Origin of the sequence: Natronococcus sp. A-GB7 (assembly GCF_029688865.1) — an archaeon.
GTDB lineage: Archaea > Halobacteriota > Halobacteria > Halobacteriales > Natrialbaceae > Natronococcus.
The window spans coordinates 17,530-43,202 of sequence record NZ_JARUKV010000022.1; the positions used below are offsets into that span (position 1 = coordinate 17,530).

The 25,673-nt window shown below is 64.6% G+C and carries 18 protein-coding genes; 6 read left to right on the forward strand and 12 right to left on the reverse strand.

Annotation, left to right across the window (positions count from 1 at the left end; genetic code table 11):
• Positions 1 to 32 precede the first annotated feature (32 nt).
• The 4 genes from QA609_RS17925 to QA609_RS17940 form a co-directional block, all read right to left on the reverse strand.
• Positions 33 to 1,889 (reverse strand): histidine kinase N-terminal 7TM domain-containing protein, encoded by a 1,857-nt coding sequence (locus QA609_RS17925; protein ID WP_278303985.1) that lies wholly within the window; start codon positions 1,887 to 1,889, stop codon positions 33 to 35.
• Positions 1,890 to 2,347: 458 nt separating this feature from the next.
• Positions 2,348 to 4,117, reverse strand: a complete 1,770-nt coding sequence (locus QA609_RS17930) for an L-lactate permease (RefSeq protein ID WP_278303986.1) — start codon at positions 4,115 to 4,117, stop codon at positions 2,348 to 2,350.
• A 261-nt stretch (positions 4,118 to 4,378) separates the two neighbouring features.
• Positions 4,379 to 7,369, reverse strand: coding sequence for an FAD-binding and (Fe-S)-binding domain-containing protein (locus QA609_RS17935; RefSeq protein WP_278303987.1), 2,991 nt, complete (start codon positions 7,367 to 7,369; stop codon positions 4,379 to 4,381).
• A 120-nt stretch (positions 7,370 to 7,489) separates the two neighbouring features.
• Entirely contained in the window at positions 7,490 to 8,845 is a 1,356-nt protein-coding gene (locus QA609_RS17940) for a DUF4147 domain-containing protein (RefSeq protein ID WP_278303988.1), read from the reverse strand.
• A 128-nt stretch (positions 8,846 to 8,973) separates the two neighbouring features.
• On the opposite strand from QA609_RS17940, the gene QA609_RS17945 reads away from it, so the two are divergent.
• Positions 8,974 to 11,235, forward strand: a complete 2,262-nt coding sequence (locus tag QA609_RS17945; RefSeq protein WP_278303989.1) for an NADP-dependent malic enzyme — start codon at positions 8,974 to 8,976, stop codon at positions 11,233 to 11,235.
• A gap of 14 nt (positions 11,236 to 11,249) precedes the next feature.
• Here QA609_RS17945 and ddh read toward each other — a convergent pair whose 3' ends face one another.
• Complete coding sequence (gene ddh, locus QA609_RS17950; RefSeq protein WP_278303990.1) at positions 11,250 to 12,188, reverse strand: D-2-hydroxyacid dehydrogenase; 939 nt, start codon at positions 12,186 to 12,188, stop codon at positions 11,250 to 11,252.
• 147 nt (positions 12,189 to 12,335) lie between these two features.
• Between ddh and QA609_RS17955 the strand changes: the two genes are divergently transcribed.
• Positions 12,336 to 12,761, forward strand: a complete 426-nt coding sequence (locus tag QA609_RS17955; RefSeq protein WP_278303991.1) for a PPC domain-containing DNA-binding protein — start codon at positions 12,336 to 12,338, stop codon at positions 12,759 to 12,761.
• Positions 12,762 to 12,814: 53 nt separating this feature from the next.
• On the opposite strand, the gene QA609_RS17960 is transcribed toward QA609_RS17955, so the two are convergent.
• A complete protein-coding gene (locus QA609_RS17960) occupies positions 12,815 to 13,870 on the reverse strand; it encodes an isocitrate/isopropylmalate family dehydrogenase (protein WP_278303992.1) in 1,056 nt (351 codons plus the stop codon).
• 143 nt (positions 13,871 to 14,013) lie between these two features.
• Here QA609_RS17960 and QA609_RS17965 point away from each other — a divergent pair, with 143 nt between their 5' ends.
• From QA609_RS17965 to QA609_RS17975, 3 genes are all read left to right on the forward strand, one after another.
• Positions 14,014 to 14,382 carry a VOC family protein gene (locus QA609_RS17965; protein WP_278303993.1) on the forward strand — a complete coding sequence of 123 codons (369 nt, stop codon included), beginning with the start codon at positions 14,014 to 14,016 and terminating at the stop codon, positions 14,380 to 14,382.
• 671 nt (positions 14,383 to 15,053) lie between these two features.
• Positions 15,054 to 16,364 (forward strand): malate synthase AceB, encoded by a 1,311-nt coding sequence (gene aceB / locus QA609_RS17970; RefSeq protein WP_278303994.1) that lies wholly within the window; start codon positions 15,054 to 15,056, stop codon positions 16,362 to 16,364.
• Between the two features lie 571 nt (positions 16,365 to 16,935).
• Entirely contained in the window at positions 16,936 to 17,697 is a 762-nt protein-coding gene (locus QA609_RS17975) for an IclR family transcriptional regulator (RefSeq protein WP_278303995.1), read from the forward strand.
• A gap of 1 nt (position 17,698) precedes the next feature.
• Here the strand turns inward: QA609_RS17975 and QA609_RS17980 are convergent, their stop codons facing one another.
• The 6 genes from QA609_RS17980 to QA609_RS18005 form a co-directional block, all read right to left on the reverse strand.
• Complete coding sequence (locus QA609_RS17980) at positions 17,699 to 20,665, reverse strand: FAD-binding and (Fe-S)-binding domain-containing protein (RefSeq protein WP_278303996.1); 2,967 nt, start codon at positions 20,663 to 20,665, stop codon at positions 17,699 to 17,701.
• 315 nt (positions 20,666 to 20,980) lie between these two features.
• The gene (locus tag QA609_RS17985) at positions 20,981 to 21,145 is read right to left on the reverse strand and encodes a hypothetical protein (protein WP_278303997.1); all 165 of its coding nucleotides are present in this window, start codon (positions 21,143 to 21,145) and stop codon (positions 20,981 to 20,983) included.
• A gap of 64 nt (positions 21,146 to 21,209) precedes the next feature.
• A complete protein-coding gene (locus QA609_RS17990) occupies positions 21,210 to 21,635 on the reverse strand; it encodes a cupin domain-containing protein (RefSeq protein ID WP_278303998.1) in 426 nt (141 codons plus the stop codon).
• A gap of 78 nt (positions 21,636 to 21,713) precedes the next feature.
• Positions 21,714 to 23,213, reverse strand: a complete 1,500-nt coding sequence (locus QA609_RS17995; protein WP_278303999.1) for a tripartite tricarboxylate transporter permease — start codon at positions 23,211 to 23,213, stop codon at positions 21,714 to 21,716.
• On the reverse strand, positions 23,214 to 23,810 hold the full coding sequence (locus tag QA609_RS18000) for a tripartite tricarboxylate transporter TctB family protein (protein WP_278304000.1): 597 nt from the start codon (positions 23,808 to 23,810) through the stop codon (positions 23,214 to 23,216).
• A gap of 73 nt (positions 23,811 to 23,883) precedes the next feature.
• The gene (locus QA609_RS18005; protein WP_278304001.1) at positions 23,884 to 24,861 is read right to left on the reverse strand and encodes a tripartite tricarboxylate transporter substrate-binding protein; all 978 of its coding nucleotides are present in this window, start codon (positions 24,859 to 24,861) and stop codon (positions 23,884 to 23,886) included.
• Positions 24,862 to 25,191: 330 nt separating this feature from the next.
• Between QA609_RS18005 and QA609_RS18010 the strand changes: the two genes are divergently transcribed.
• On the forward strand, positions 25,192 to 25,620 hold the full coding sequence (locus QA609_RS18010; protein WP_278304002.1) for a universal stress protein: 429 nt from the start codon (positions 25,192 to 25,194) through the stop codon (positions 25,618 to 25,620).
• Positions 25,621 to 25,673: the final 53 nt, after the last annotated feature.

The window sequence follows — 25,673 nt, forward strand, 5'->3', positions numbered from 1 at the left end:
GGTCGGCTCGCCAGACCCGTGTTCGATCCCGATCATCGGTCCTGACACCGCTGGCTGGTTGCAGTCTTGGACGCACGATCGCTTTCGGTCGTCGTCCCCTCCTCACTCGGTGACCCGAAGTCGTTCACCGCGACGGTCCGTACGGTATCCGGTTCGCGGTCGCCTCCGGCGCGTGCCAGTCGGACCGTTACGACCGATCCGGTCGGTCGGTTCTCCGCGACCGAGAGTTCGGCTCCGTACCCCTCGATCAGCGATCGAACGATGTAGAGCCCGTAGCCCGAGCCGTCGTACTCCGAAAGCGGGGTCTCCCCGGTAAGCAGATCCCTCGGCCCCTCGGGGAGCCCGGGACCGTTGTCGGCGATTGCGACGAGGATTCGCTCGTCGGACTCGGTCACGGTGACGGTCACTTCGGGCCGAGGGTCGTCGCTGTGGACGACCGCGTTCGTCAGGAGGTTGTAGAACACCGACGAGAGCATCTCGTCGGCGTACACCGTTGCGTCCGGGAGGTCGGACGCCATCTCGACGCGTGCGTCCTCGAACGCGGTCGCCACGGCCTCGAGTTCCGCCTCGAGAATCGGGGCGAGCTCGGTCGGTTGCGGTTTGCGCTCGCGCCGATCGATCGTCCGCAGGAGGTCGCCGACGGTCTCCGTGAGATCGACGACGTGCTCGCAGTTCCACCTGATGCGATCGGTGTACTCCGAGAGCCGGTCGTGGACCTCGGGATTGTCCTCGCGCAGTCGCTCGAGTTCGGGATCGACCCGCCGCAACAGCCCCAGGACGAGCCCCATCTCGTTTCTAATGTCGTGGCGAACCAGTTTGTTCAGCAGCTCTCCCTGCTCGTTTCGTAGCTCGAGCGACCGTTCGTAGCGCTTCTGTGCGGTAACGTCTCGGAGAACGACTACCCGCCCCAGGGTCGCCTCCTGCGAACGCAACGGCTGCGAGCGGAGTTCGAGAAACCGATCGCCCTCGGACGTCGTAACCTCGATCGTCCGACCGTCGGCCGCCTCGTCCAGCTCCGGCAGGACGGCGTCTACGGGCGCTCCGGTAAGCGGCGGGGAGACGCCGAGTAGTCGACCGACGCTCTCGTTCGAGTGGACGATCCGCCCGTTCGAATCGAGAACGAGGATGCCGTCGGGCGAGTTGCGCATCGCGGTCGTGTACGCGATCGGCGGCAGATCGAGCAACCGGTATCGAAACGTCGCGATCCCGACCGCGACGACCGAGAGGCCCGCCGCCGCGGGGACGAGGTTCACGCCCTCTCGACCGAACGGCGGAACGCCCGCGACCGTGAGGAAGCTCGCCCCGACGGGAGCGACGACCGCGACCGTCAGCAGGGCGGCCTGCGGGTAGTACGTTCGACCGGTGCGGACCGACTCGTACAGTACGACGGCGAGCGTGAGGGTGGCCATGAGCGCGGCATAGACGAAGCTCAACGCGACGTGGGCCGGGCCGCGATCGGCTCGCCAGACGACCAGCCCGTCTGCGTCGACGATCCGCGTCTCGATGATCGCGACGTCGTACGGATTCGTGAACAGGAGTGCGACGAACGCCACGGGCACGACGAACACTCCGACGGAGAGCGAGGGCGTAAGCCAGCGGGACCGGTCGGTGTACGCGAGCGCGAACAGCAACAGAAGGGGACCGACGGCGGCGCTGCCGACGTGAAGCAGCTGATAGCTCCGAAACTGGACCGTGGGGTCGGTGCTGAGGAGTTTCAGCGCCGAAAACCCGGTCCAGATCGCGATCGCGCCGGTCATGGCGGCGAACGCGAGCAACGTCGGCGATCGTCCGCGGCGCCGAACGCGGGCAACCGCGTACGTACCCAGCACGACCGAAAGCGCCGTCGCAAAAAGGATCGGGTACGCGTAGACGGTATGTTGCCACGCCATACCACTTTCCTCGAGCGAGACTGATATAACGGTACCGGAGACTCTTCGGTTCTCGGTTAGGTCGCTCCGCGGAGATTCCAAGCGGGAACGATCCCGATCGCATCGATCGGATCACCGCTCGTTACAGCTGCGCCCGGATAGCCGAAATCGTCTAGACGTTTCGATGATGGACGTTCTCGAACAGTGTCATTACCGACAAAAAGTCAAAGAAGATATAGTAGCTGGAGCGGCGTGATCGCTCGAGTCGATCGTCCTCCGACCGGAGTGTCGACTCAGATGCTTCTGGAGAGGGTGATAACACCGTTCGCCGCCTCTCGTTTCGACTACTGGCTGCGTTTCGTCTGCCCCGCTCTGGAGAAAGCATAATTTATAAAATAATAGTATCCATTTGTTGATACTGCCTGTCGACGGGTCGATCGTCGGTACGCGCCGAGAGAAACAAAAAAGGAGACGTGCGCTCAGTAGACGTCGAACACCGACGGGAGCAGGTCGGGCATGACGTAGACGAACAGCAGCGCCCAGACTCCGACAGCGATGGCGTAGTACAGCAGTGGAATCAGGTTCAGCCGGATCACGCGCCCCTCCTGGCCGACGAGACCGACGGTCGCCAGCGCGGCGACGATGTTGTGGATCGCCACGAGGTTACCGACTGCCCCGCCGACGGCCTGCGTGCCGACCATGATCTGGCTCGAGATGTCGAGCTCGTGGGCGGCGGTGAACTGGAACCCACCGAAGGTGATGTTCGAGACGGTGTTCGAACCGGCCATTGCCGCCCCGAGACCGCCGATGAGCGCCGCGATAGCCGGATACACCGGTCCGACGACGTTCGCCGTCGCGATCGCAAGCAACTCGATCATACTCTGGTCGAACGCCGCACCGGGGGCGTCCCCGGACAGGAGCATCACCTGCACCATCGCGATGACGAACACGAGCGCGATGAACGGCGAGACGAGCTTCTCTCCGGCCTCGAGCCAGGCGTCTTTGACCTGGCCACCGGTCATCCCGAACAGCGGGATCGCGATGAGCGCGCTCAGGATCAGCCAGAAGCCGGGCACGTTGACCCATGCGATCTCCGAGCCCAGACCCTGTCCGAAGATGTCCTGCCATGCGAGGATGATCCCGATGGTGAACTCTCCGATCGGGGTCGCGATGTCGACGCCGATATCTGCGTCGGTGATGACCTCCGCGATGGGGTCCCAGACCCGCGTGATCACCAGCAGCACGACGAGGAAGATGTACGGCGACCACGCCTTCAGTAGCGACATCGAGGGTCCGTCGTTCGCACCGGGGCCGTTGACTTCCTCACTGCCGGGTTCGATCGCACCGACCCAGTGATCGGGCCACTCCTCACGGGGCGGGAAGTCCCACGTCTCGTCGGGTAGGAAGTAGCCCGCACGCAGCAGTGCCACGGTGATCGCGCCGCCGACCATCGATCCGATCAGGGCCGGGAACTCGGCTGTGAGGAACCACGCCGAGACCCAGTAGGGGATCGCGAAGGCGACCCCGGCGAACAGACACAGCGGTGCGACCTCGAGTGCGGGCTTGATCGAACGTTCGTCCCGCGGGCCGAAGAAGTAGACGACCATCCCGACGGCGAACAGCGGCATGACGAAGCCGACCAGCGCGTGGTAGGTCGCCGCCCACGCCGCGACCTCGTTCGAGTACTGGGCGACGGACATCCCGCCATCGTTAACGATCTGGTCCTCGTAAATCGTGAGCGGATCACGGATACCGACGATGATGGGCGTGCCGACTGCGCCGTACGTGACGGCGATGATGTGCCCGATCAGCGCCGCGATCACCGCGGCCAGTGCTGGGAAGCCAAGCGCCAGCAACAGCGGCGCGACAACCGCTGCCGGCGTCCCGAAGCCCGCGGCACCCTCGATAAACGTCGCGAGAAAGAACGCTAATAACACGATCTGTACCCGACGATCGTCGGAGACGGACGCGAAGCCCTCGTTGATCCGGTCGAACGCACCGGCCCGCATCAACGTGTACAGCAAAACCAGTGCGCCAAAGACGATCCACAGGATCTCGATAGCAGTCATCACGCCGACGATCGATGCACCCACCAGATACCCTGGCGGATTGTTCCACCAGACGAATCCGACAGCGAGGGCGACGAGCCAGGCGATCGGCATCGCCCTCGTCGCCGGCCACAGCAGCCCGACGAGCAACACCGCGACGATCAGAAGCGGTGACGCTGCAACGATGACGTCCATCACCATCCGTCTCGTTCACCCCGGTTGATCCGGCGTTCGAGCCCCGTGCTTCCGTTCCCCTGTTCGATTCCGTGTCGCCTCACTCCGTCCTTTGTCATTATGAACGTCCCATGATCACATCTATCATAAGGTATAATAAATGGTTCTATTTATAATCTGATTTGTATATGTCTGCAACAGGACATGAAACCCCGTCACCACCTCGACGGGGCCGAACGAGGAACGGTCGTCTGCTGAACAATACTGAAGTGCTACTCCTGGCTGACGTTACCGTGCCGGAAGCAGCTCGTTGACCTTTTCGATCGGGTGCGGCGGCTTTTCGGAGGATCCGTCGCGGTCGCCGATCTGGCTCCGGCACGAGGCGCCGGGCGCAACCGGGTTCCCTTCGCTGTCGTCGATCTTCTCGAAGAGTCGCTCGCCGATCGACTTCGAGAGATCGTAGTGTTCGGCCTCGTAGCCGAAGGAACCGGCCATTCCACAGCAGGTACTGTCGAGCGGATCGACGGCGTACCCCGCCCGCCGGAGGACGCCGACGGCGTGGTGGTCCTTGCCGGTCGCCTTCTGGTGGCAGTGGCCGTGGTAGGCCAGCGTCTCGTCGGTCTCCTCGAGCGGGAGGCCCTCGACGAGCCGGTAGGTGTCCATGTACTCGGTGATCCCGTAGGAGTGGCCGGCGACCTTCTCGGCGGTCGCGGAGGGTGCCAGGTCGAGGTACTCGTCCTGGAACATCACCGCGTCGGAGGGCTCGAGCGAGACGATCTCGTACCCCCGGTCGACGTACTCGGCGAATCGCTCGATGTTCGCCACCGCGCGCTCCTCGGCGTCGTCGAGCATGCCGACCGAGAACGCCGCACGGCCGCTCGGGCCGACGTCCTCGGGGACGGTGACGTGGACGCCCGCGGACTCGAGGACGCGGACGGCGGCCTTCCCGGGACGGGGGTAGTTGTAGTTCGTGTACGTATCCGGGAACAGCACGACCTTCCGATCGGTCTCCTCGGGGTCGACCCGCGGCCCTCGCTTTGCGAACCAGTCCTGGAGCGACTCCTGTTGGAAGCTCGGCAGCTCTCGCTCGGGGGCGATACCGGCGACCTTCTCCATCACGACGCGGCTGCCGGGAAGCTTCGTTCCGAGGTTCGACAGGGGGGCGAGTGCGCTGCCGACCTTCGAGAGGGTGTCGATGTTGCCGAACAGCCGCGAACGCAGGCTGACGCCCTCGCGTTCGTAGTACTGGTACTTGGTCTCGGCCTTGAGCTTCGCTAAGTCGACGCCGGTCGGACAGTCGCTCTTGCAGCCCTTGCAGCCGACACAGAGGTCGAGCACCTCCTCCTGGAACCGCTCGGTGTACATCTCCTCCTCGGGAAGGTCGCCCGAGATCGCCGACCGGAGCATGTTCGCCCGCCCGCGGGTCGTCGCGATCTCGTCTTTCATCCCGCGGTAGGTCGGACACATCACGTCGTCGGTCTGGCGGCAGGTGCCACAGCCGTTACACAGCTCCACGAGGTGGGAAAAACCACCCTCATCGGAGAAGTCGAGCTTCGTCTGGGGCTCGATCGAGGCGTAGGCGTGCCCGTAGCGGAGGTTCTCGCGCATGTCCGTCGGGTTCTCGTCGGTGTAGACGACCTTCCCCGGGTTCATCCGCCAGTCGGGGTCGAACACCGACTTGACGTCCTTGAACGCCTGCCAGAGATCCTCGCCGTACATCTTCGGGTTGAACGCGGTCCGGGCGAGGCCGTCGCCGTGCTCACCGGAGAACGATCCCTCGTGTTCGAGGACGAGGTCGGTAACGGCGTCGGTGATCGACTGCATCGTCTGGATGCCGCCGTCGTCCTTGAGGTTGAGGATCGGCCGGATGTGCAGGGTCCCGCTGCCCGCGTGAGCGAAGTAGGCGGCGGAGGTGTCGTGGTCCTCGAGGACGTCCATGAACTTCTCGACGTACTCGGCGAGCTCCTCGGGGGGCACCGTCGCGTCCTCGATGAACGGGTACGGCTTCGGGTCGCCCTTGAGGCCCATCAACAGCGGGATCGCGGCCTTTCGGAGCTTCCAGATGTCAGCCTGGTCGGCTTCGGTGTACGCCTCGAGTGCATCGAAGGCGTCGCCGTTCTCGACGAAGTGCTCGTTCGTCCGGCCGATCGCCTCCTCGAAGTCGTCGTGGAGCTCCGAGTCGTACTCGAGCATCAGCGCCGCCTCGGCGCGTTCGGGGATCGGCTCCTCGTACTGGGCGAACTGCTCGGACTCGCGAGCGAGCCGGAACACCTCGCTGTCCATCAGCTCGACGGCGCTGGGTTCGAACTCCAGCGCCTCGGGGACGGCCTCGAGGGTCTCGATGAGGTCGTCGAAACAGTACAGCACGAGCGCGGTCTCCTCGGGGAGGGTGACGAGGCTGATCTCGGCCTCGACGATCACGCCGAGCGTCGACTCGGCGCCGACGAACAGCTTCGAGAGGTTGATGACCTCCTCGCCGTCGTCGTTCTCGTAGACGACCTTGTTGAGATTGTAGCCCGAGACGTTGCGCTTGAGATTGGGATACCGCTTCTCGATCTCCTCCCGGTTGTCCTCGACGAGGCCGCGGACGGTCTCGTAGATCTCGGCCTCGCGATCGTTCTTCGAGACGATCTCCTCCCACTCGGGGGAGTCGAGGACGACCTCGCGGGTGTGGATCAGCGAGCCGTCCGCGAGCACGACGTCCAGCTCCTCGGTGTAGGCGTCGGAGATGCCGTACCGGACCGAGTGAGCGCCCGTCGAGTTGTTCCCGATACCGCCGCCGATCGTCGCGCGGTTCGACGAGGCGGGGTCGGGCGCGAACTTGAGTCCGTGCTCCTCGGCCGCCTCGTCGAAGTGGTCCTGGACAACGCCGGGCTGGACCCGCGCTCGCTGGCGATCGGCGTCGATCTCCAAAATGTCGTCCATATACGTCGTCATGTCGAGCACGATACAGCCCGGCCCGACGGCCTGGCCGCCGAGCGACGAGCCCGCGCCTCGGGCCATGATCGGCACGTCGTGTTCGGCCGCGACGCGAACGGCGTTCTGGACGTCGGCGGCGTCCCGGGGCAACACGACGCCGGCCGGTTTGGCCTTGTAGATGCTGCCGTCGGTTGCGTACAGGACCTGGGCGTACTCGTCGAACCGAACCTCGCCTGTGACGACAGATCGAAGGTCCGCGGCGAGATCGACGTACTCCTCGACGTCGTCGTACTCGTGGTCGAGTTCGTCACGGAACTCCTCGTAGTTATCTAAGCCACCGTGTGGCTTTTCAACAGCCATTACTCGTCCCTCAGGGATCGATTATGATAAATCCTGTGTCTGTCCTCCCCACGCAATCCGGTAAACACCCACACGAACTGGCGGTTCCCGCAAGGATTGCCTCTCGAGGGGGCCCGGCGATCACTCCTCGGGCTCGACGACGAGGATCCGGAGGTCGTTGACGTTCGTTCCGGTCGGTCCGGTCCGAACGATCGCGTCGGCGTCCTCGAGCACAGGAAGAGCGTCGTTGCGTGCGAGCGCACGTCGCCCGTCTCCCGTCGGGACGTCCCCGGCTGCCGCGATCGCTCCGGCGGCGTCGGTCGCGCCGTCGATCCCGTCCGTGTCGACGCTCGCGACGACGACCGCGTCGCTCTCGAGTTCGACGGCACCACTGAGCGCGAACTCCTGATTCGGGCCCCCTTTGCCGTGATTCTCGGCGAGCGTTACGGTCGTCTCCCCGCCGGAGAGCAAGACCGCGGGCGGCGAGATCGGATCGCCGGTCTCGGCACACTCCTCGGCGATCGCGACGTGGGTGATCGCGGACTCGCTGGCCTCACCCCGGACTCGCGAGGAGAGGACGAGCGGATCGTACCCCCGATCGTTCGCCACCTCGCGGGCCGCCTCGATCGCGGTCCGGCCGCTTCCGAGCACGTGGATCCGCACGGACTCGAGCAGCGGATCGTCCGGCGAGACCGTCTCGGGGTTCTCGCCGCGCTCGCCGGCTGCCAGGTACGCCGAGACCGTCTCGGGAACCGACAGCTCGTACCGCTCCAGCACCTCGAGGGCGTCCGCGTAAGTAGACGAGTCGGGGGCGGTCGGGCCGCTGGCGATCACGCTGAGGTCGTCACCGACGACGTCGCTCAGGACGAGCGTCGCGACCGTCGCCGGCGCCGCTCGGCGGGCGAGCTTGCCGCCCTTGATCGACGAACAGTGCTTGCGAACGGCGTTGATCTCGTCGATCGAGGCCCCACACTCCAACAGTGACTCGGTGACCGACTGGAGGGCGGCCAGCGAGATCGATCCGGCTGGAGCCGGCAGGAGGGCGCTCCCGCCGCCGGTGATACAGGCCAGCACGAGGTCGTCCTCGCCGGCCCGGTCGGCGATCTCGAGCACCCGCCGGGCGCCCTCGACGCCGTCCTCGCTCGGGATGGGGTGGTCGCCGGGGTGTTCCTCGACGACCGACGTCCCGGCCGGATCGTCGGTGACGACGACCCCGCCGGTGAGCGCGTCGCCGAGCGCGTCCTCGAGGGTTCGGGCGAGGTGGCCCGCGGCGTTGCCGCCGCCGACGACGAAGACGTTCTCGTAGCGGTCCAGGTCGTACTCGGTGCGCTCGTTCCCGGCGGCGTTCTCGACCGCGAGTACGCCGTCGCGGACGGTCAGCGTCTCGTCGACGATCCGCTCGGGATGGGCGGCCTCGAGGCCGGCGACGAGGCAGTCGAGTGCCACCTCGTGGGCACGCGATCGCTCGAGCGCGTCGCGGTTCGCAATCGTAACCATACGTCCCAATGAACGGACCGCGGTATGTAGCTTTCCTGGATCGGCCGCGGCTCCCGCGCCGCCACCGGTTATGCATTATTATTGGTGGTAAAAACAGCTTTACCGCACCGTACGATACATGATGACATATGTCCCTCGAGGACGAGTCACTGGAGTACCACGAGGAGGAACCGCCAGGAAAGATCGAGATCGCGACGACGAAATCGACGAGCACACAGCGGGATCTCTCGCTGGCGTACTCGCCCGGCGTCGCCGGCCCCTGTCGTGCCATCGACGAGCGACCGGACGACGCCTACCGGTATACGGCGAAGGGGAACCTCGTCGGCGTCGTCTCGAACGGCTCCGCGGTGCTAGGACTGGGCGACATCGGCGCGCAAGCTTCGAAGCCGGTGATGGAGGGGAAGGGCGTCCTGTTCAAACGGTTCGCGGACATCGACGTCTTCGACCTCGAGTTCGAACTCGACGATCCCGACGAGATCGTCGCGGCGACCGCGGCGATGGAGCCGACGTTCGGCGGGATCAACTTAGAGGACATCGCGGCCCCGGACTGTTTCGAGATCGAGGAACGGCTCCGCGAGCGGATGGACATCCCCGTCTTCCACGACGACCAGCACGGCACGGCGATCATCTCTGGGGCCGGGCTGCTCAACGCCGCCGAACTCGCCGGGAAAGGCCTCGAGGAGCTCGAGGTCGTCTTCTCCGGAGCCGGTGCGAGCGCGATCGCGACGGCGCGCTTCTACGTCTCGCTCGGCGTCCGGAAGGAGAACATCACCATGTGTGACTCGACCGGGATCATCACCGAGGAGCGCGCCGCTGCCGGCGACGTCAACGAGTACAAACGCGAGTTCGCCCGCGACCTGCCCGAAGGGGGACTCGCGGACGCGATGGAGGGTGCTGATGTCCTCGTCGGGCTGTCGGCGGCCGGTATCGTCTCCCAGGAGATGGTCCGCTCGATGGCCGAGGATCCGATCATCTTCGCGATGGCCAACCCCGACCCCGAGATCGGCTACGAGGAGGCGAAAGCCGCCCGCGACGACACGGTGATCATGGCGACGGGGCGCTCGGACTACCCGAACCAGGTCAACAACGTGCTCGGCTTCCCCTTCATCTTCCGGGGGGCACTCGACGTCCGGGCGACCGAGATCAACGAGGCGATGAAGGTCGCCTGTGCCGAAGCGCTCGCCGATCTGGCGAAACAGGACGTCCCCGACGCCGTCATCAAGGCCTACGGGGATCAGCCGCTGCGCTTCGGTCCCGAGTACATCCTGCCGAAGCCGATCGACCCTCGAGTACTCTTCGAGATCGCGCCCGCGGTCGCCGAGGCGGCGGTCGAGAGCGGGGCCGCCCGCAGCGAGGTCGACCCCGAGACCTACCGGGAACGCCTCGAGGCCCGGCTTGGCAAATCCCGCGAGATGATGCGAGTCGTCCTCAACAAGGCGAAAAGCGACCCCAAGCGGGTCGTCCTCTCGGAGGGGGAAGACGAGAAGATGATCCGAGCGGCCTACCAGATCCAGGACGAGGGGATCGCGACGCCGGTGTTGCTCGGCAACCGCGACGAGATCGGCACGACGGTTACCCGACTCGGTCTCGAGTTCGATCCCGAGATCGTCGATCCGTCGACCGGCGACTACGACTCCTACGCCGACCACCTCTACGGGCAGCGCCAGCGCAAGGGGATGACCCGCAACGAGGCCAACGAACTCGTCCGGAGCGATCCGAACTACCTCGGCAGCGTGATGGTCGACGTCGGCGACGCCGACGCCATGCTGACGGGGCTGACCCACCACTATCCCTCGGCGCTGCGTCCGCCCCTCGAGGTGATCGGCACCGGCGACGACGCCGACTACGCCGCGGGCGTCTACATGCTGGCGTTCAAGAACCGCGTCGTCTTCATCGCCGACGCGACGGTCAACCAGGACCCCGGCGCCGACGTCCTCGAAGAGGTGACTCGCCACACCGCCGACGTCGCTCGCCGGTTCGACGTCGACCCCCGTGCGGCGATGCTGTCGTATTCGAACTTCGGCAGCGTCGACAACGAGCGCACCCGCCCCTCCCGCGAGGCCGCCCAGCGGCTGCAGGCCGACCCGACTGTCGACTTTCCCGTCGACGGCGAGATGCAGGCCGACACCGCCGTCGTCGAGGAGATCCTCAACGGCACCTACGAGTTCTCCGAACTCGAGGAGCCCGCGAACGTGCTCGTCTTCCCGAACCTCGAGTCGGGCAACATCGGCTACAAGCTGCTCCAGCGGCTAGGTGGCGCCGAGGCGACCGGGCCGATGCTCGCGGGGATGGACAAACCCGTCCACGTGCTGCAGCGAGGCGACGAGGTCAAAGACATCGTGAATCTGGCGGCCGTAGCCGTCGTCGACGCACAGCGAACGGAGAACTGATCGAAGCCTTCCTCTCAGGCGACGCGGTTTTTCAGCTCCTCGTCGGACTGGTAGCGCTCGACGTTCTCCGCGACGAGTTCGGCGATGTCGAGGTGGTACCGGTTCGTCGCCGACCCCTTGTGCGGGAAGACGATCACGTCGTCGAAGCCCCACAGCGGCGACTCCTCGGGGAGCGGTTCGGTCTCGAAGACGTCCAGTCCGGCGCCGGCGATCTCGTCGGCCTCGAGGGCCTCGACGAGCGCGTCCTCGTCGACGACGGGCCCGCGGGCGACGTTGATCACGTAGGCGTCCTCGCGCATCGCCTCGAACTCGGCGTCGCTCAGCATATCGTCGGTGGCCGGCGTGTGCGGGACGGTGAGGACGACGAACCTGGCGTCCTCGATCGCGTCGTGGAGCCGATCGGGTGAGAAGATCTCGGAGACGCCGGGCACCGGCTCGTCGGAGCGACGAACGCCGACGACGTCCATGCCGAGGGCGTCACAGCGGGTCGCGGTCGCCTCGCCGATCGTTCCGAGGCCGACGACGCAGACGCGTTCGTTCTCGAGGGTGAACGGTCGTTCGTACGGCGGCTCCCACCACTCGCGGTCGTTCTGGTGATCGCGGTAGCGATGGCCCAGCCGCGCCAGCGAGAGCATGCAGTTGAGCGCGACCTCGCTGACCGTCGAGCCGTGGATCCCCGAACTGTTCGTGAGCGGAACTCCCTCCCGTTCGTACTCGTCGGTGTCGAACTCGTCGTAGCCGGCGCGAATGCAGTGGACCCAGCCCGCGTCCAGGTACTCCGGTTGCGGGACGTAGGTCGCCACCGCATCCGTCGGACCGTACTCGCGGCCGTCGCCGACGAGTTCGGCGGGGATCGGAAGGTCGTCGAACGCCTCGACGAACGCCTCCGGCGGGATCACGTTTTCGACCGATTCGTGGACGTACAGCTGCTCGAGCTCGTGGCGCTCGGTCATACGCTACTCCTTCCGTGGAGGGGAATTGAATGTTGCGTATTATTCAGCACCTCGAGAGTGTGAACACAGTTGGCACGGGATCCAGGCCGTGGCGGTCGCGTCGCCGCCACCGCAATCTTTTTTGAGCAACGTTGCGCGTGTTGCGGTATGGAGTACCAGGAAGTGGAGGCGACGCGGGAGTTCCTCGCGCGACTCGAGACCGGACAGGACTGGCGCGACGAGATCGAGAGCCTCGCCCGGGCGGAGGACGTCGAGGCGGGCTGGTTCAACGCAATGGGAGCGGTCCAGGACGCCGAGATCTGGTTCTACGACCAGGACAAGGAGGAGTACCAGTCGGTCTCCTTCGACGAACCGCTCGAGGTCGCCGCCTGCGTGGGGAACATCGCGAAACTCGACGGCGACGTGTTCGCCCACACCCACGCCGTCCTCTCCCGACGGGACGGCGAGACCCTCGCGGGTCACCTCGAGGGTGGGACCGTCTTCGCCGGCGAGGTCCACCTCCGCGCGTTCGAGGAGCCCCTCGTCCGGAACTTCGACGAGACGACGGGCCTGGACCTCTGGCTCAACGAATAGCGTCGAGAAAAATCGACTTCTTTGCGGTGGTCGTGACGACGCCGAGTGATCCGCTAGAGACGGCTCCGGAGATCCTCGACCACGTCCTCGGTCCCGCTCGAGCCGCCCAGGTCGGGCGTTCGCGGGGCGTCCGCGTCGGCCAGCTGGTCGGTGACGGCGTCCCAGAGGGCGTCGCTGGCTTCCTCCTCGCCGAGGTAGTCGACCATCATCGCGCCGGAGAGGACCGTCGCGATCGGATTCGCGACGCCCTCACCGACGATGTCGGGGGCGCTGCCGTGGACGGGCTCGAACATCGAGGGATAGGCTCGGGTCGGATCGATGTTAGCCGAGGGTGCCAGCCCCATGCTGCCCGTAATGATCGCGCCGATATCGGTCAGAATGTCGCCGAAGAGGTTCGAGGCGACGACGACGTCGAACTCCTCGGGACGGCGAATGAAGTCCATGCTCGCCGCGTCGACGAGCAGCCGTTCGACGGTGACGTCGGGATACTCCTCGCTTACCTCCTCGACGATCTGATCCCAGAAGACCATACTGTGGGCCTGGGCGTTGGACTTCGTGATACTCGTCAGGTGGCCCTCCCGCTCGGTCGCCGCGTCGAAGGCAGCCCGAACGATCCGTTCCGTTCCGGTTCGGGTGAAGACCGCGCTCTGGATGGCGACCTCGTGGTCGTGGCCGGGGTGTTCCTGGCCGCCCATGTTGGCGTACTCGCCCTCCGTGTTCTCCCGGTAGACGACGAACTCGATGTCGCCGCCGTCGTACCCCTCGAGTGGGCTCTCGACACCGTCGAAGAGGATCGCTGGCCGCTTGCAGATGGACTGGTCGAACCCCTTGCGGATCGGGAGGAGAAGGTTGTTCAGCGTGACGTGGTCCGGGACGTCGGGATGACCGACCGCCCCCAGCAAGATTGCGTCGTACCCCTCGAGCTCCTCGAGGCCGTCCTCGGGCATCATCGCCCCCTCCTCGAGGTGTCGCTCGGTCCCCCAGTCGTACCGCGTTAGTGAGAGTTCGAACCCGTGCTGTTCGGCGACGTCCTCGAACACCGGTCGAGCCGCATCGACGACCTCGGGACCGATACCGTCACCTGGAATACTCGCTATCTCGTATGCCATGTGGAGTGATACCGCCCGACCGTCAAAAAGACTCTGAAAGGGTCAAGGATTCCTCGTCCGCCCGGCGAGCGCCCCCGCGTTCCGCGACGTGTCGATCGGTAGCATCCAGTGAGTTTAATACGGTGGTCGACCGGGAAAACGGTATGGAGCTCATCCATATCAACATCAACGTCGCCGACGCCGACGAGACGATCGCGTTCTACGAGCAGTTCGGCTTCGAGGAAAGCTGGGAGTTCGAGACGCCCGACGGCGAGACGCAGAACCGGTACATCGCCGACGAGAACGGCGTCGAACTCCAGCTGTCGGACACCGAGGGCGAGGAGAGTTTCGAGGAGGGGTCGTCGTGGGACCACCTCGCGATCGGCGTCGACGACGTCGACACGGTCTTCGACGAGATCGACCACTACGGTGTGGAGAAGGAGCCCGGCGACCAGCCCGAAGCGGGCGCCCGAACGGCGTTCGTCTACGATCCGGACGGACGGAAGGTCGAACTCGTCGAGTCGCTCGACTAACCCGGATCGGTACGCACTCGCCACGCCAGAGCGGTCTAACGACTGATTTTCCTTCCCTTTCCCTCCCGGCGGAACTCGTCTCCGTAGACCAGCTGCGTCGACGAACCGAACGACGATCCGGCTCGGAATGACAAACCAGTATAGTTTGCCCGTTCGGGTTCTCTATTTCAGAATATCCGGCGCCAGCGGGGACGAAACCGAAGTAAATTACAAAAATACTGCTGTAAATATACTGATATCCTCTCGTAGCTACGGAGTGGTAAAAGAAGAGAAGTCGACTCGGGTTCTCTATCTCAGAACGAATCCGGATCGTCGAGTACTCGATCGTTCGGTTCGCGAAGCGGGTTCGGCTGCTGCGCCAAGCCGAGTTCGGCGAGTCGGCGAACGAATTATTTTCTGTGAAAGAACAAGCGTACACTACCGCTTGCGGCCGGGGCGGACGAATCGACCCGGCCGTTCGGATGGTGAAGACGCCGTCGCAGCCACGGCGCTCGCTCCCCCCTCGAACGTCGCCCTACACCCGGCTCGATATTCCCATCCGTAGCGTCGCACCGAACCGTCACGCGGGATCGCGGTCGAATACGGCACGTTCGCGCCGCAGTCGGCCGTCTCGACCGCGAGGCGTTACCAAACGATTTTAATATTAGAATGCAATAGAGCCAGATGGATTCATGAGTACGCATACCGACCGTCTTCACGACCGGAAGTTCGTGCGAACGTTCTTTACTACCCCGACTGCAGTGGAAGGAGAGGACGACTCCGCCAAGATGCTCCAGAGCGCATCGCAGCTTCGCGGCATGCAGGCGCCCGACGTCTGGGTCCCGGACAACGAGGACGCGACCGCGCCCTCGATGCGACCCGAGGGCGTCGAGAACATGATCGACGTGATCTCGGAGGAAGGCGCCGACTTCCCCGGCGAGATCCACCCCCGCGTCGTCTGGCACCGCGAGAGCCCCGCGACGCGATACCAGGGCTTCCAGCAGATCCTGAAGCTCGCCGACCCCGAGAACGGCGCCATCGAGCACCTCGACGGCTTCGTGATTCCGGAGGTCGGCGACATCGACGACTGGAAGAAGGCCGACGAGTTCCTCACGATCGTCGAGAACGAGCACGACCTCGAGGAGGGGAGCCTGGCGATGTCGGTCATCGTCGAGAGCGGCGAGGCCGAGCTCGCGATGGGCGACCTCCGCGAGGAGATGGGCAAGCCGTCGAACAACCTCGAGCGCCTGTTCATGCTGGTCGACGGCGAGGTCGACTACACGAAGAGCATGCGCGCGATCACGCCTACCGGCGAGCTCCCGCCGTGGCCGGAGCTGCGACACAACACCTCCCGCGGCGCGAGCGCGGCCGGCCTGATCGCGGTCGACGGTCCCTACGACGACATCCGCGACGTCGAGGGCTACCACGAGCGCATGACCGACAACCAGGCAAAGGGGATGCTCGGCATCTGGTCGCTGACCCCCGGCCAGGTCGTCGAGGCCAACAAGTCGCCGCTACCGCCGAAGAACGGCAGCTGGCAGCTCGAGGTCAACGACCGAACGATCGAGCTCGAGGAGGAGGACGGTCGCCACGTCTACAGCGGTAACGAGGTCGAACTCGAGGAGACGGGCGACGACCAGTACACGCTCCGCGTCGGCGGCGACGAGCTCGAGCTCGACGGCGAGGAGCTCTCCGAGGAGCTGCTCGACATGACCTCCTACATCCCGAGCCTGGACGACATCGTCGACTCGATGGAGGAGTTCGAGGCGGCCAAGGAGGCCGGCAAGGGCGCCATCGCGATGGAGCGATCTGGCACCCTCGTCATCGACGGCGTCGAGGTCGAGGTCAGCAACGACCGCATGTGGGACGAGGCGACCTACCAGGCGGCCCAGACCCCGATCACGCTGTTCCAGGACGTCTACGAGAACCGTCCGGACCAGCACGAGGACCTCGAGGAGCTCTACGGCGAGGACCTCGTCGAGCGCGCGAGCCTCGTCGGATAGCCGGGTTCGGTACCCCGAACCGGATCGTTTCGTTCTTTTCGGACGCTCGTGCTCGAGGAGACGGATCCCTACTCTCAGCCTTCCGGCTCGTCCCGGCCCCCTCCGCGGTGACGAGCGCTCTCGAGTACGGCCGACGGTGTCCGCAGTTCGTACCCGCAGGCGATGGCGGCAGCGAGCGTCGAGCGTCCGACAGCACCGTTCGACGCCGACACCTGTAGCACTACCCCACCCTCGCGGACGGGCAATTCCACCGCTTCGAGGCGTCGGCGTCGAACTCTCGAGCTTCGGGCTGCTCGAGAGGACGGACGAACCGACGGCCGGTCTCGACTACCGACGAGTGATCTGTTCTCCATATGAGAACACTATCTTCGCTCAGTCCCTGGTCTCCGCGTGCAGTACAAGGAGACGTTTTCGGGGCTTGGATGCCGTTTGCGTCGACTTCTACCGAAGCTGGCGGTCTCGGTCGACGACCGTGTTCGTCGATTTGCCACTCGGAGGCTCGGAATCCGCCGATTACGGCGTTCTCTATAAGAGACCAACCTTTATTGGCTTCCACCGACTGGTTTCGCGTATGGAAAAACGGGCCAAACATCCCGTCCGGACGACCGAAAAGTCGCTGACGCTCATCGACGAGCTCAACCGCCGCGGGGGCGCGCGGATCACGACGCTGGCGGACGAACTGAGCATGGGCAAGAGCGCGATCCACAACCACCTCAGCACGCTCGAGGAGCACGGGTTCGTCGTCAAGAACGGGAACACCTACGAGCTGAGTCTGCGCTTTCTGGATATCGGCGGGCAGCTCCGGAGCGAGATGGACGTCTACCGAGTCGCCGAACCGCAGGTCGAGGCGCTGGCCGAGGAGTCCGGGGAGCTGGTCCACTTCGTCGTCGAGGAGGGCGGTGAGGGGGTCTACCTCTGTCGCTCGAAGGGCGACCGGGCCGTTGACCTCGACACCTACGTCGGCTGTCGTCACCCCATGCACAGCTCGGCGTTCGGCAAGGCGATCCTCTCGCATCTCCCCGACCAGCGGGTCGAGGAGATCATCGACCGCCACGGGCTGCCGTCCGTCACGCCGAAGACGATCACTTCGCGGGACGAACTCTACGACGCGCTCGAGCGAACACGGGAACGAGGGTTCGCCGTCGACGACGAGGAGCGACTCGAGGGGCTGCGCTGTATCGCGGCGCCGATCAGGTTCGACTCCGAGGTCATCGGTGCGATCAGCATCTCGGCGCCGACGGCCCGCATCGACGACGACTGGGAGGAAAACGAGTTCGTCGAGCAGCTCTGTCGCACCGCGAACGTCATCGAGCTGAACAAGTACAAGGTGTAGCTTACGCGAGCGACGCCTCGAGTTTCGCGATCGGGTGGGGCGGTTTCTCGTCGTACTCGTCGCCGATCTGGGTTCTACAGGACGCTCCCGGAGCGACGACGCCGTCGCCGTCGCTCTCGTCGATCTGTCCGAACAGCTGCGTGCCGATCGCGCGGCTCATCGAGTAGTGTTCGGCCTCGTAGCCGAAGGAGCCGGCCATGCCACAACAGCTGCTGTCGAGCGGGTCGACGCCGTACCCCGCCCGCCGGAGGACGCCGACGGCGTGGTGGTCCTTCTTCGTCGCCTTCTGGTGGCAGTGGCCGTGGTAGGTCAGGCGTTCGTCGACGGGCCCGAACTCGAGGCGGTCGTCGAGTCGATGGACGTCGAGGTACTCGCAGACGCCGTAGGCGCTTTCGGCGACGTCGGTCACGTCGTGGCCGGTGACCAGATCGGGGTAGTCCGACTGGAACATGACCGCGTCGCTGGGCTCGCAGACGACGACGTCCCAGCCGTTTCGAACCCTCGGGATCAGGGCGTTGACGTTCTGCTCGGCCTGCTCTCGGGCCGTCTCGAGGAAGCCTTTCGAGTAGGCGGGGCGGCCGCTGCTGGTGGTTCCGGACGGGAGGTCGACGTAGACGCCGGCGGCCTCGAGGAGCCGAACCGCGGCCTTGCCGATCTCGGGATCGTTGTACTCCGTGGTGACGTCCGGGAACAACAGGACCTTGTGGTCGGCCGTCTCCGGATCGACCGGCGACTCCCGGCTCTCGAACCAGTCGGTGAACGTCTCCCGGTGGAACGTCGGCAGGGACCGCTCGCGGGCGATGCCGACGGTTTTTTCCATCACCATCCGGGCGCCCGGCAGCTTCGTCGCGTAGTTCGACAGCGGCGCGGTGGCGCTGCCGAGCTTCGAGAGGGTGTCGATGTTCGCGAACATGCGTTCACGGATCGAGGCGCCGTTGCGCTGGTGGTACTCGTGTTCGACCTCGACCTTGAGCTTCGCCATGTCGACCTCGCTCGGACAGTCCTTGGCACACCCCTTGCAGCCGATACAGAGGTCCATCACCTCGGTGACGAACTCGTCGGAGAACGCCTCGTCGGGCTCTAATTCGCCAGTCATCGCCTGACGAAGCATGTTCGCTCGCCCGCGAGTGCTCGTGATCTCTTCGTCGGCCGCCCGATAGGTCGGACACATCACGCCACCTGTTCCTTCTTGGCTGGTCCGACAGCCGCCACAGCCGTGACAGAGTTCGACCATTCCCTGGAACCCGTTCTCGTTCTCCCAGTTCAGTGCGGGCTCGAAGCCGGCCTCGAACTCGCTGTCGGGGCCGAACCGGAGGTTCTCGGTCATATCGTGGTCGCCACAGACCGAGCCGGGATTGAGCAGCCAGTCGGGATCGAACGCGGTCTTCAGGTCGCGAAAGACGTTCCAGATGTGGTCGCCGTACAGCTTCCGGTTCCACTGGGTCCGGGCGCGGCCGTCGCCGTGTTCGCCGGAGACGCTGCCGCCGTACTTCACCGCGAGGTCCGTCGCGCCGTCGGCGATCGCCTCCATCGTGTCGACCCCCTCGGCGGTTTTCGTGTTGACGAGCGGTCGGACGTGCATACAGCCCGGCCCGGCGTGGGCGTAGAAGCTGCCGAACGTCCCGTTTTCCTCCATGACCTCCTGGAAGTCCGCGACGTACTCCGTGAGGTGCTCCGGCGGGATCGCGATGTCCTCGATAAAGGCGATGTGTTTCTCGTCGCCGGTCCGGGAGAGCAGGATCGGCGTCGAAGCCTTCCGCATCTTCCAGAGCCGCGACTGCTGTTTCTCGTCGTAGGCCGTCAGCGCGTCGAACGCGATCTCGCCCTCGCGGTCGTCGATCAGCGCCTCGACCAGTTCGCGGCCCTCCTCTTCGTCGTCGGCGTAGAACTCGACCAGCAGGAACGAACTGGTTCCCTCGGGGAGGATACCGACGACGTCGGCGAACTCCTCGGTGTTTCGCGCCAGGTCGAGCAGCACGTCGTCTAACACCTCGACCGCCGCGGGGTCGTGTTCGAGGATGTCCCCGACGTCGTCCATCGCATCGAGCAGACTGCGGTAACAAAGCACCGCGACCGAGGTCGTGTTCGGGATCGTCTCGAGGGAGACCTCCGCCTCCGTGACGATCCCCAGGGTGCCCTCGCTGCCGACCAGCAGCCGCGCGAGGTTGACGGTTCCGCTCTTGGCCTCTTCGACGAGCATGTCCAGATTGTACCCGGAGACGTTCCGCTTGAGCGTCGGATAGGCCTCCTCGACCGCGTCGCTCTCCTCGTCGACGATCCGAGCGACTTCGGCGTAGATTCGCTCGAGAAGCTCCCCCTCGGGATCGGCCCGCTCGCGCAGTTCCTCGAGGTCGATCTCGCCGAAGCGCTCGACGGAGCCGTCGGCGAGGACGACCTCGCAGGACTCGACGTAAGCGTCTGTCTTACCGTACTTCAGCGAGTGCGCCCCGGTCGTGTTGTTCCCGATCGCACCCCCGAGGGCGCTTCGGTCGGCGGTCGACGGATCCGGAGCGAACTTGAGCCCGTGGGGCTCGAGGGTCCTGTTGAGTTCGCCGACAGTAATCCCAGCCTGGGCTCGGGCTCGTCGGGCATCGGGGTCGGTGTCGGTCACCGCGTTCATGTAGCGGGTGAAATCGAGGACGACGGCCTCGTTGACGGTCTGTCCGGCGAGGCTCGTTCCGCCGCCCCGGGGAAGCACTGGAATCTCGTGGTCCGCACAGTAGCGCATCACCGCGGCGACGTCGTCGGTCCCGGTCGGGTAGACGACGCCGATCGGCAGCATCTCGTAGGCGCTCGCGTCCGTCGCGTACAGTTCGCGAGAGTACTCGTCGAAGCGGACGTCGCCGTCGACCCGTCGCTCGAGCGCGTCGACGAGATCGATTCGTTCGGTCGTGTCGTTCTGGTAGTCGTACTCCGCGCGACGATCCGTCGCCGGGTCTCCGTCGATCGGTCTGTCGTGTGTAGCCATTGGATATCTGGTGTTGGTCGAAGCGGTTTCTGTTGCAAGCGATGCCGAAACCGGCTCGGGAAGGCGACGAGGGGGCGTCTACTCGTCGATCCGGCCGCCTCCGAACGGTCGGACTGCTCGCCGCACCACGATCCGGTCGGTCGGGAAACGGGGAACAGTCACCGGTCGTTTGCTAATCGCTTGCATGTTTCGTGTGTGGTAACTGCTAGTCGAGGGAACTCACATAACTGTTGTGCCACTCGGCTGCGAGCACAGTCGTGTTCGTGGATCGCACCACTCCAGCGCGCCGTTCCACACGGACTTCTGGGGGTCGTTTCAATCGGCGTACCCGTCGTTCGCCCGGTAGACGACGAGGAGATACGCGGTGACGACGAGAAACACCGTCGCGTACAGCACCGATCGGACGTACAGGGAGTAGGCGAACGCCGACACGTTGAGCACGATTCCGCCCAGTACGAGTCCCCGCTGGAGTCGCGGCATAGCCGCGGATACGGGTACTCGAGTATTAAATTCGGCGGTCGGATCGACTCCTCGGGGACCACCGCTACTCGCCGTCGTCCCCGACGGAGCCGTCCGTCGCTTCGTCCGCGGTCTCGAGCTGGTAGACCGGATACCGCCCCTCCTGGGGCCAGCCGACCGCAGCGAGCTTACACGGCTCGTCGAACGGGTTGTAGACGAGGTGGGCGCCCGCCTTCCCCTCGTCGAACGCGATGATATCGTCGGTCTCGAGCGTTACCGTCTCGTCGGTCGTCTCGGCGCGACAGGACCCAGAGACGACGTAGAACAGCTCCTTCTGGTTCTCGTGGTAGTGGAAGTGATTCTGCGAGAGTCGCTCGCCCGACTCGAGGACGGCGACGTTGAAGTTGAACGCCTCGACGCCGAGCGCCGGCGAGGCCTCCCACCGGCGTCCCGGTTTGTCGGGATTCGTCTCGAGCTCTTCGAGCGTGACGTGTTTCCAGCCGTCTTCCATACCCTACCGGTCGCACGCCGACACTTAGCCGTTGTGGTAACGGCCGTCTGCTACCTGCTACGAGAAGAAATTCGGGAGTCAGTTCCTGCCGAGGGTTCGTTCGACCCGTCCCTTCAGGAAGGGGCCGAACAGGATCAGGAAGATCGCGACCGACAGCAGGAACGACAGCGGCTGGTTGATCGGATCGATGAAGATCGTGTAATCGCCGCCCGAGATCTGCAGCGACCGGAAGAAGTTCTCCTCGGCGATCGGGCCGAGCACGATCCCGAGCACGAACGCGATGATCGAGTAGTTGTTCCGGACCATGTAGAAGCCCAGAATCCCGAGCGCGATGACGGCGCCGACGTCCCACCAGTTCTGGTTCAGCGTGTACGCGCCGGCGTACGAGAGCACGATGACCATCGGGATGATCAGGGTCGTATCGAGCTCGGTGATCTTACTCGCGTAGGGAATCAGCGTCAACCCGACGAGGAGGATGAGGATGTTGCCGAGGAACAGCGAGATAAACAGCGCGTACGTGATCTGAAGCTGTTCGCCGAAGAGGACGGGGCCGGGCTGGAGTCCGTGCATGAGGATCCCCCCGAGCAGGACTGCGGTCGATCCGCTGCCCGGAATGCCGAATGACAGCGTCGGAATGAGCGATCCGCTGACGGTCGGGTTGTTCGCCGCTTCCGGTGCGATGACGCCACGGGGATCCCCGTCGCCGAACCGCCCATCCTTGGTCGAGGAGCGGGCCTCTTCGGCGTAGGCGACGAACGTCGACGTCGTCGCTCCGGAGCCGGGGACCATCCCGATACCCATTCCGATCAGCCCCGATTTGAGGGTCGTAACCGGATACTTGAATACCGTCGTGATCCCGTCGCGAACGCTGCCGGCGATCTCGACGTCGCCCTCGGAGATCTTCTTGCGGGCGGCGAGTTTCATCATCTCGGCGAACGCGAACATCCCGATCAGTGCTGCGACGAAGTCGATTCCCTCGTAGAGTCCGAACTGGCCGAAGGTGTACCGCGGACGCGGACTGAGGATCGCGGTCCCAATGGTCGAAATCATGAATCCGAGCGCGCCGGCGACCAGTCCCTTGACGATCGACCCCTGGGTGACGATCGTGATCAGGGAGATCCCGAGGATCGCCAGTAGGAAGTACTCCGGCGAGCCGAACGCCAGCACGACCTCGATCAGGATCGGCGAGAGGAGGATTAGTGCGATCGCGGCGAGAAAGCCGTTCAGCGCCGACGCCGTCGTCGCGATGGCGAGTGCGTTCTTCGCCAGCCCGTTCTGTGACATCGGATACCCGTCCAGTGTCGTCGCCGCGGCTGACTCGGTCCCAGGTGCGTTGATCAGGATCGCCGCGATCGAGCCGCCGAACATCGCGCCGCTGTAGATCGCGACCAGCAGAATGATCGCCGCCGTCGCGTCGAGTGGCAGCGTCAGCGGCAGCACGATCGCCATTCCGACCGGTGACCCGATACCGGGGAGCGCTCCGAGGACGATCCCGAGGAGGAGTCCAAGCGCCAACCACATGATCATCTCGGGGGTCGTCGCGATCGACAACCCCTCGAAGAAGGCGTCGACCGCCATCTACAGCCCACCTCTCAGGAGTATCGGCGCACCGTCGAACAGCATCGGCACGAGCGGACTGAAGTCGAAGAGGTGTCCCTGGTCGAACGGCAACACGAGATACGTCATGAACAGGTAGATGACGGCCGTTCCCGCGACGGCCAGCCCGACGCTGACGACGGGATTGACGCGGAACCAGAGGGTGTATCCCGCGATATACAGCGGTGTAACGAACAGGAAGCCCGCGGCCCACCCCGCGACGAAGTACAACACCGCCGTCGAGACCATGAATATCGTCTCGTCTACTTCGAACCCGTACTTCGCACCGAGCGTGTCCTTTTTGTACTCTTCCGCTTCCGGTTCGGTATCCTCGAGTTGCTCCTGGTCCGTCTCGGTCTGGTCGACCACCTCCGAGTCCTCGGAGCTAGTGATGCTGACGCTCTCGGCGACGAACCGCCGAACGGGTCCCGGGAGGTAGTTCTGCAGTAACAACAACAGCGAGCCGATAAAAACGGCCGCCGCGGTTAGCTGAGGAAACACGCGAGCGTCGTCCGGGTAGCTCTCGATCACCGGCTCGATAATAAACACCGCGCTCACGACGAGGAACGTAACGAGCATTATTCGCTCCGGCGTTACTTTCCTCTTAATTGACTCTGAATTACTCATTATAATATAACAACGGCGGGGGTAGTTACGAGTGCTCTTCGATCAGATCGACGATCTCTAGCTCCTCCATCTCCTCGAACGCGTCGTCGATCGACGCGTTCGCCTCCTCGGGACCTTCGTAGAAGATCGGGTTTCCGGTATCATCCGACCACTCCTCGTACCGTTCGTCCTGAGTCGCCTCTTCGACCCGCTCGGTCAGTTCCTGGATGACGCCGTCGGGCGTATCCGGCGGGGCGTACAGGCCCCGGGTAACGCCGGAGATGAAGTCCATATCCGGATACCCCTCGTCGGTCACCGACGGGATGTCGGGGTACACCTCCGTCCCCTCGCTCCAGAACGTACAGACCGGGTAGACGCCGCCTGCGGAGACGTCCGGCTCCGTCCCCGCGTCCGTTCCGATCCCGCAAGGAACCTCGCCGGAGGTCACCGCCTCAGCGATCGGGCCGGTACCCGTGTACTGGACCCGATCCTCCCACTGCCAGTCGTACTCCTCGGCGTACCCCTCACCGTGTTTCGCCAGCAGGGTCATGATGTCCTGCGGACTGCCGGGCTCCTGGATACCGATCGAATTCCACTCGCCGGAGTTGTGCATCTCGCGGACGTCCTCGAACGTTTCGACCTCGCCCTCGTACTCCTCGTTGACGATCAGACACCACGTCGAGCGACCGATGTTCGCGATTCCCTCGAGCTCGCGCTGATCGAAGCCGGGGTCGTCGAGCATCTGTGGCGGCACCTCGAGCGGGGTTGCGCTCCCAGCGATCGTGTGTCCGTCGGGATCAGAGCCGTACAGTTCACCGAACCCGTTCAGACCGCCGCCGCCGGGAACGTTGTCGACCTGGATATCCTGATCCATCGCGTCGGTAAGCGATTCGACGATCCCGCGAGCGTAGACGTCAGTGCCACCGCCCTCGTCGTACGGCACGATGTATCGGATCGTTTCAGCGGGCTCCCAGTCCTCGTCGTCCCCCGCGTCGGGGTCGTCGTCCTGTAGACAGCCAGCCATCGATACGGCAGCTCCCGCACCAGCAATCCCGAGGAACCCTCGCCTGGTCGTTGCCTCCACCGTCAAACGTCGTTGAGTTGGTTTTTCGGACATACGTATCGACCACAGACCCTGGAATTCGTTACACGACTCCGTGAGTCAGGGTCACACTACCATGATCAAACAGTACAGATATAAAGCTTTCTCTTGTGTTGGGGCTTGATCTGTACATAATACAAAAATGAACAAATTTAATGTTAGATTTAATATCTAAGGGGTCGTCCGATCGTGGCTACGAGTTGCCCGACCCTGCGAGTAACTGATTTATGGGTGGAGGCCGTCGTCGGATCCATGACCGTCGTTGCAGCGATCGATCGTTCCGACAGGGCCGCCGCCATCATCACTGAAGCACACCGACTCGGCGAGGCGTTCGGCGAATCGGTCGAGGTCGTCCACGTTCTCACCCGCGACGAGTTCGTCTCGCTCGAGCGAACGAACGTCAGCGAGACGGGGGGGACGGTACCGGTAGACAACGTCGTCGAGATCGCCGAAGAGATCGCCGCGGAGGCGATCGAGGACGCCGGTGTCGAGGCGACCCCGGTCGGACTCCTCGGAGATCCGGCAGACGAAGTCGCCAGCTACGCCGACGGGGAGGAAGCGAGCTACCTGGTCGTCGCGGGACGCAACCGCTCGCCGGTCGGGAAGGCGCTGTTCGGGAGCGTCGCTCAATCGATCCTGCTGGACGCCTCGACGCCGGTCGTCTCCCTTCGAGCCGAGTGAGTCGGAGCGACCGGCGCCGTAATACAAAATTTTTTGCGAGAGACCCACTAACG

Coding starts and splice junctions, on each gene's coding strand:
- QA609_RS17925 (WP_278303985.1), bottom strand. CDS start 1,889: ATGGCGTGGCAACATACCGTCTACGCGTACCCGATCCTTTTTGCGACG.
- QA609_RS17930 (WP_278303986.1), bottom strand. CDS start 4,117: ATGGTGATGGACGTCATCGTTGCAGCGTCACCGCTTCTGATCGTCGCG.
- QA609_RS17935 (WP_278303987.1), bottom strand. CDS start 7,369: ATGGCTGTTGAAAAGCCACACGGTGGCTTAGATAACTACGAGGAGTTC.
- QA609_RS17940 (WP_278303988.1), bottom strand. CDS start 8,845: ATGGTTACGATTGCGAACCGCGACGCGCTCGAGCGATCGCGTGCCCAC.
- QA609_RS17945 (WP_278303989.1), top strand. CDS start 8,974: ATGTCCCTCGAGGACGAGTCACTGGAGTACCACGAGGAGGAACCGCCA.
- ddh (WP_278303990.1), bottom strand. CDS start 12,188: ATGACCGAGCGCCACGAGCTCGAGCAGCTGTACGTCCACGAATCGGTC.
- QA609_RS17955 (WP_278303991.1), top strand. CDS start 12,336: ATGGAGTACCAGGAAGTGGAGGCGACGCGGGAGTTCCTCGCGCGACTC.
- QA609_RS17960 (WP_278303992.1), bottom strand. CDS start 13,870: ATGGCATACGAGATAGCGAGTATTCCAGGTGACGGTATCGGTCCCGAG.
- QA609_RS17965 (WP_278303993.1), top strand. CDS start 14,014: ATGGAGCTCATCCATATCAACATCAACGTCGCCGACGCCGACGAGACG.
- aceB (WP_278303994.1), top strand. CDS start 15,054: ATGAGTACGCATACCGACCGTCTTCACGACCGGAAGTTCGTGCGAACG.
- QA609_RS17975 (WP_278303995.1), top strand. CDS start 16,936: ATGGAAAAACGGGCCAAACATCCCGTCCGGACGACCGAAAAGTCGCTG.
- QA609_RS17980 (WP_278303996.1), bottom strand. CDS start 20,665: ATGGCTACACACGACAGACCGATCGACGGAGACCCGGCGACGGATCGT.
- QA609_RS17985 (WP_278303997.1), bottom strand. CDS start 21,145: ATGCCGCGACTCCAGCGGGGACTCGTACTGGGCGGAATCGTGCTCAAC.
- QA609_RS17990 (WP_278303998.1), bottom strand. CDS start 21,635: ATGGAAGACGGCTGGAAACACGTCACGCTCGAAGAGCTCGAGACGAAT.
- QA609_RS17995 (WP_278303999.1), bottom strand. CDS start 23,213: ATGGCGGTCGACGCCTTCTTCGAGGGGTTGTCGATCGCGACGACCCCC.
- QA609_RS18000 (WP_278304000.1), bottom strand. CDS start 23,810: ATGCTCGTTACGTTCCTCGTCGTGAGCGCGGTGTTTATTATCGAGCCG.
- QA609_RS18005 (WP_278304001.1), bottom strand. CDS start 24,861: ATGGCTGGCTGTCTACAGGACGACGACCCCGACGCGGGGGACGACGAG.
- QA609_RS18010 (WP_278304002.1), top strand. CDS start 25,192: ATGACCGTCGTTGCAGCGATCGATCGTTCCGACAGGGCCGCCGCCATC.